The sequence below is a fragment of the Companilactobacillus halodurans genome (assembly GCF_009600985.1).
Lineage (GTDB): Bacteria > Bacillota > Bacilli > Lactobacillales > Lactobacillaceae > Companilactobacillus > Companilactobacillus halodurans.
The window spans coordinates 1-1,035 of record NZ_VDFP01000288.1; the positions used below are offsets into that span (position 1 = coordinate 1).

Here is a 1,035-nt window from a genome sequence, read left to right on the forward strand (position 1 = left end):
GGATGAAGTCGTGATCACATGTCCACTCTTTTGCTTTTTCATAATTGGTAAAGCTGCAGCAATTCCGTTAAGAACACCTTTAATGTTGATATCCAACATGTTTGTCCATTCATCTCGAGCAATTTGGTCCAAGTTATTTACTGGCATGATACCAGCGTTATTGAACAAAACATCGACACGTCCAAATTTTTCAATTGTCTTGTCGATCACATTTTGGACTTCTTTTTCCTTAGTGACATCAGCTTCAACTGCCAAAATATCACTATCAGGATTATCCTTTTTAATTTCTTCCAAACGATTCATTCTTCTAGCAGCAATAGTTACTTTGGCACCTTTGTTAGCTAATAATTTTGCGGTAGCAGCACCGATACCACTTGATGCTCCCATAATAACTACAACTTTATCTTTTAAACTCATAAATTTCCTCCATTCTTTAATTGTTTTAATTACTCGAGCAGGCACACCACCAACAATTGTATTTGCGGGGACATCTTTTGTTACGACCGCACCCGCTGCTACAATGGCATTTTCACCAATCACAGTTCCCGGAGTAATGGTGACATTTGCACATAACCACGCATTATCGTGTATATAAACTGAATCAAACTTTAAATGCCTTCTACGACTTGGTTCTTGATGATGATTAACCGAAGTTATCGTCGCATTAGGTCCAATCAAAACATTATCACCAATATAAATGCCGCCTAAATCAACAAACATTGAACAATTGCTAATGTAATCATTTTTTCCTAAATGAAGATTTTGACCAAAGTCAGTATAAAATGGCAAACGAATCTCTGTACTTGAGTCAATTTTTTCACCAGTTATTTGACTAATGATTTCTCTTGTTTCCGATTTTGTACGTGGAACTGAATTCAACTTTTGAACTAAAATCTGATTACGAGCGTTGATTTTTTCAATTTGTTCATAAGCTTGTGTATCGACATCCATTTCTGATTTCATTGGATCACCTCTTTGATTGATTTCAGTATACGAGGAGATTATTATAATGTTAAATACTTATTAATAATCATT

1 protein-coding gene and 1 pseudogene are annotated in these 1,035 nt (G+C 35.1%); both read right to left on the reverse strand.

The features are described 5' to 3' along the window. A partial coding sequence (locus FHL06_RS15055) for an SDR family NAD(P)-dependent oxidoreductase (protein ID WP_153387319.1) occupies positions 1-417 on the reverse strand: 417 nt, incomplete at its 3' end. 12 nt (positions 418-429) lie between these two features. After that, positions 430-963 (reverse strand): annotated as a pseudogene (locus FHL06_RS15060) (DapH/DapD/GlmU-related protein); the annotation flags it as partial. Positions 964-1,035: the final 72 nt, after the last annotated feature.